This window comes from Parapedobacter sp., assembly GCF_053550995.1.
This window is the reverse complement of record NZ_JBMQOC010000129.1, coordinates 1-4,860: the sequence shown is the minus strand read 5'-3', so window position 1 is coordinate 4,860 and position 4,860 is coordinate 1. Positions and strand designations below refer to the sequence as shown.

The following is a 4,860-nucleotide window of genomic DNA, read 5'->3' as shown; positions in this document are numbered from 1 at the left end:
TGGTAGTACGACAGATTTTGGTTCTGTTTGTCTAGGTTCGAATCCTGGTCGGGCAACAAAAAAAATTACGGATTGTCGGTTGGCAATCCGTAATTTTTTAATGTATATTTATCGCACGAATAACACAACACCCCAATCCATTGCTAACCCACAAAACAACGACAACACCATGCCACTGCAGTTCAATCCGGTTAAACTTTTTTCAGGCACCGGCACTACCGAATTAGCCAAAAAAATAGCAAGTGCTTTCGGAAAGGATCTCGGCGAAATGACGGTCTCATGCTTCAGCGACGGTGAGTTTCAGCCATTTTACAATGAATCCGTCCGCGGATGCGACGTCTTCCTCATCCAATCGACCAACCAGCCAAGTGACAATCTTTTCGAGCTACTGTTGATGATCGATGCCGCCAAACGTGCTTCGGCCCACTACATCACGGCGGTGGTCCCTTATTTTGGCTTCGCCCGCCAAGACCGCAAAGACAAACCGCGTGTGGCCATCGGTGCCAAAATGATTGCCAATCTCATCACCGCTGCCGGGGCACATCGGTTCATGACGATGGACCTCCATGCCGCACAGATCCAGGGCTTTTTTGATATCCCTGTGGACCACTTGGATGCGTCGGTGATTTTCGTACCACACATCAAGTCGCTCAACCTACCCAACCTCACCATCGCATCACCCGATATGGGCGGATCCTACCGAGCCCGCACATTTGCAAAATATTTCAATGCTGAAGTCGTAATCTGCGACAAACAACGCAAACGGGCTAACGAAATCGAGTCCATGTCCATCATCGGCGACGTGGCCGGCCAAGACATCGTATTGATAGACGACATCTGTGATACCGCACGTACCCTTTCCAAAGCGGCATCCTTAATCATGGAAAACGGGGCGTCCAGCGTGCGTGCCGTATGTACGCATCCGGTGTTATCGGGCGAAGCGTACGAGACCATCGAGAAGTCGAAATTGACTGAACTTATCGTTACCGACACCATTCCACTGAAGCGCCAAAGCGAAAAAATCAGGGTGCTATCCACCGCCGGCTTGTTCGCCAATGCCATTAAGAATGTCAACGAACACGGCTCCATCAGCGATTTGTTTAAAGTGGATTGACGAATCAACACATTCATTTCCAGAGATTAAACCATCATGGTTTTTCAGGGCGTTCAGGACCACACAGGGGATGTAAAAATCTGATAGCTTCATCACCGAATAAAAAAATTAGATAGATAAAAAACATTGCGTACCTTTGCGGCCTTAATTTTTACGAATAATTCAATCAAAAAATGAAGTCAATTGCTATTAGCGGTTCTCTGAGAGAGAACGTAGGGAAACGAGACGCGAAAGAACTACGCTACCAAGGTAAGGTACCGGCAGTACTTTACGGTGGCAAAGAACAATACCACTTTTCCGTGTCCGCAACTGATTTGAAGCCGGTTATCTACACACCGGATGTTCATTTCATCGATCTTGAGGTCGACGGCAAGAAGTTCCGGGCCATCCTCCAAGATGCACAATACCATCCGCTTACGGATCAAGTGCGCCATGTCGACTTCCTCGAGCTGAACGACGGCAAAGAGGTGTCACTGAACATCCCCATCAAACTCACGGGCACATCGCCTGGCGTAAAAGCTGGTGGTAAGTTGGTACAGAAGCTCCGTAGCCTTCGGGTCAAGGCGCTGCCCAATGACCTGCCACAGCATATCGAGGTGAGCCTTGAAGCCCTTGAAGTAGGCAGCTCGGTACGTGTTGACAATGTACAAATCGAAAATGGGAAAGTGCTTAATAACAGCGACGACACCATTGTTTCAGTCATCATGTCGCGGGCATTGCGCCAAGCGGAACAAGAAGCCGCTAAGGCCGAAGGAAAAAAATAAAATCGGCAAGCATAACCGATAACTGAAAAAGCATCAGCTGCCACGCTGATGCTTTTTTTGTATGTTTGCAACCCTATGGCAGCAAAAAAACAATTGATTGTTGGCCTCGGTAATATCGGCGGTGAATACGCCGATACCCGGCACAACATTGGTTTCATGGTTGCTGACGAGCTCGCAAGGCAAGCCGGCACCACCTTTTCCACCCTCCGGTACGCCCACTACACCGAATTCCGCCACCGTGGCAACAGTGTATACGTTATCAAGCCTACCACCTACATGAATTTAAGCGGCAAGGCTGTCAATTATTGGATGCACGAGTTGAAAATCCCCCTCCACGACGTGCTCGTCATCGTCGACGAAATCGCCCTGCCATTCGGCAAGATCCGCCTGCGTGCCAAGGGCAGCAGCGCAGGCCACAACGGGCTAAAAAGCATCGAGGCGCTCTGCGGTGGCCAGGGATATCCACGGCTCCGTTTCGGCATAGGCAATGATTTCCCGAAAGGCCGCCAAGTCGATTACGTACTCAGTGGATTTGATGACGACGAACGGATGGAACTCCCGGCGCTGATCGACCGCTCCACGCAAATAGTCAACAGCTTTGTGCACATCGGTGTAGAGCTGACCATGACCCGATTTAACGGGTAGTTAACGTCCTTTTAAGCGATAATTAAGTTGCAATTGAACGCTAATTTTTCTATGTTTGCACTTCATCCAAAAAAAATATGTCAGAAAACGCCTCCATTTCAATAAACGGTAAATCTTACGAATTGCCCATCGTTATGGGTACCGAAAACGAACAGGCCATCGATATTTCGAAATTGCGTGCTGCGTCGGGTGCAATCACACTCGATCCCGGCTTCAAAAATACCGGAGCTACGCAGAGTGCAATTACTTTTTTGGACGGTGAGAAAGGCGTGTTGCATTATCGTGGATATCCGATTGAGCAACTTGCTGAGCATTCGACATTTCCGGAAGTAGCGTATTTGTTGATATATGGCGAACTCCCCACAGCTCACACGTTAAGCGATTTCAGGGGCAAAATCAGCAGGCATACGCTGATCCATGAAGACATGAAAAAATTCTTCGATGGTTTCCCTTCGAAATCGCATCCCATGGGGCAGCTCTCTTGCTTGGTAGGCGCGCTCTCAGCATTCTATCCCGAGTCACTGGACCCGAACCCCAGCGAGGAAGAAGAAAACCTGACCATCATGAAGTTGTTGGCCAAGATGCCGACCATCGTGTCTTGGATATACAAGAAATCGCTGGGGCACCCGGTTATCTATCCGCGGAACGAGCTTAGCTATGTCCACAACTTCCTGAACATGACATTTGGCCAGATCACGGAAGATACCACCATGGACCCCGCGGTGATCAGTGCCATGCACAAACTCTTGATCCTACATGCCGACCATGAGCAGAACTGCTCCGCGTCCACGGTACGTATCGTGGGCTCATCCAACGCCAACCTATATGCTTCCATATCCGCAGGCATATCGGCCCTTTGGGGCCCGTTACACGGAGGCGCCAATCAAGCGGTCATCGAAATGCTCGAAAACATCCGCAACGACGGGGGCAACAGTGCGAAATGGCTCGCCAAGGCCAAAGACAAGAACGACCCGTTCCGGTTGATGGGCTTCGGCCACCGCGTGTATAAAAACTTCGACCCACGGGCCAAGATCATCAAAAAAGCATGCGACGACGTACTGGATAAACTGGGTATCGACGATCCCGTCCTAGACATCGCCAAGGAACTGGAAGCGGCCGCATTGAAAGACCAATATTTCGTAGATCGGAAGCTTTATCCGAATGTCGATTTTTACTCGGGCATCATCTACCGGGCCTTGGGCTTCCCTACCGATATGTTTACCGTCCTCTTCGCCCTGGGCCGTTTACCCGGCTGGATTGCGCAGTGGAAAGAGATGAAAGCCAACCGTGATCCGATTGGACGGCCACGCCAAATCTATACCGGCAGCACTAAGCGGGACTACGTCCCGCTCGACAAGCGGTAGCCCTGCGGCGAATGAAAAGGAAAGGTTATGGCTACAAAAGCGGAAAACATACAGCGGGTGTACAAAATGTCCTTTGCGGGTGTTTATCCACACTATGTCGCCAAAGCGGAGAAAAAAGGCCGAACCCAGGCAGAAGTCGATGAAATCATCTATTGGCTCACCGGTTATGACGAGCAAGGCCTCAAGCGGCACATTGCGGACAAAACCGACATGGAAACGTTCTTCACCGATGCTCCGCAAATCCATCCCAACGCATCAAAAATCACCGGCGTGATCTGTGGATACCGGGTAGAGGAAATCGAAGAACCCTTGATGCGGAAGGTCCGGTATCTGGACAAATTGATCGATGAACTGGCCAAGGGCAAGGCTATGGAGAAAATCTTACGGAAGTAATAACCGCTCCACCTCACCACCAGGCCAATTGCATCAAAGCAGTCCGGCATCCGCAGCAAACCGGTAACTCAACCCAATTTCGTGTGTACTGTTGTTGATGCGTCTGTTCAATGGCTCACTGCCCGGATTGAACTGATAGCTGTAACCCAGGCCGAAATGCGAAAAGTTGAACTGTGCCATGCCTGCGATCTCCCCATAGGTCCGCACATTCACGCCCACTCCGAACACTTCTTTGACGAAGAACATCGCCGATGCCTCAGCTTGTGGTCGCAGGCTCTCCGAATAAGTAACCAGCAAAGACGGCCGGAACTGGAAGTCTAATCCTAAATGGAATAGCGCTCCGGCCGTCAGGTGGTAGACATTGGTGAATTGATACCGACTATCTCCCGTCAAGCCGAGGTTCCCTAGCATTAGCCGCGGCAGCGATAAGCCTACATAGTACCGTTCGGGGCGGTAAAGCATCACCCCGAAACCTACCAGCGCATCTGTCTCCCGAACGTCTTCCCGAAAGGCCGGATCCATCGGGTCGAGCTGCGAAAAGCGGCCGTCGAGGTAGCTGAAGCCGGCATTCAGCGATAAG

The 4,860-nt window shown here is 50.6% G+C and carries 6 protein-coding genes; 5 read left to right on the top strand and 1 reads right to left on the bottom strand.

Annotated features, from left to right (window positions below):
- Positions 1-169 precede the first annotated feature (169 nt).
- From ACO1NT_RS17760 to ACO1NT_RS17740, 5 genes are all read left to right on the top strand, one after another.
- Positions 170-1,114: a ribose-phosphate pyrophosphokinase gene (locus tag ACO1NT_RS17760; protein WP_449050084.1), complete on the top strand. Its 945-nt coding sequence runs from the start codon at positions 170-172 to the stop codon at positions 1,112-1,114.
- Positions 1,115-1,287: 173 nt separating this feature from the next.
- Positions 1,288-1,878, top strand: coding sequence for a 50S ribosomal protein L25/general stress protein Ctc (locus ACO1NT_RS17755; RefSeq protein WP_449050083.1), 591 nt, complete (start codon positions 1,288-1,290; stop codon positions 1,876-1,878).
- 75 nt (positions 1,879-1,953) lie between these two features.
- The gene (pth, locus tag ACO1NT_RS17750; RefSeq protein WP_449050082.1) at positions 1,954-2,523 is read left to right on the top strand and encodes an aminoacyl-tRNA hydrolase; all 570 of its coding nucleotides are present in this window, start codon (positions 1,954-1,956) and stop codon (positions 2,521-2,523) included.
- 77 nt (positions 2,524-2,600) lie between these two features.
- Complete coding sequence (locus ACO1NT_RS17745; protein ID WP_449050081.1) at positions 2,601-3,887, top strand: citrate synthase; 1,287 nt, start codon at positions 2,601-2,603, stop codon at positions 3,885-3,887.
- A 27-nt stretch (positions 3,888-3,914) separates the two neighbouring features.
- Positions 3,915-4,280, top strand: a complete 366-nt coding sequence (locus ACO1NT_RS17740) for a DUF2200 domain-containing protein (RefSeq protein WP_449050080.1) — start codon at positions 3,915-3,917, stop codon at positions 4,278-4,280.
- A 33-nt stretch (positions 4,281-4,313) separates the two neighbouring features.
- Here ACO1NT_RS17740 and ACO1NT_RS17735 read toward each other — a convergent pair.
- The coding region (locus tag ACO1NT_RS17735) for a type IX secretion system membrane protein PorP/SprF (protein WP_449050079.1) at positions 4,314-4,860 on the bottom strand (547 nt) is incomplete at its 5' end.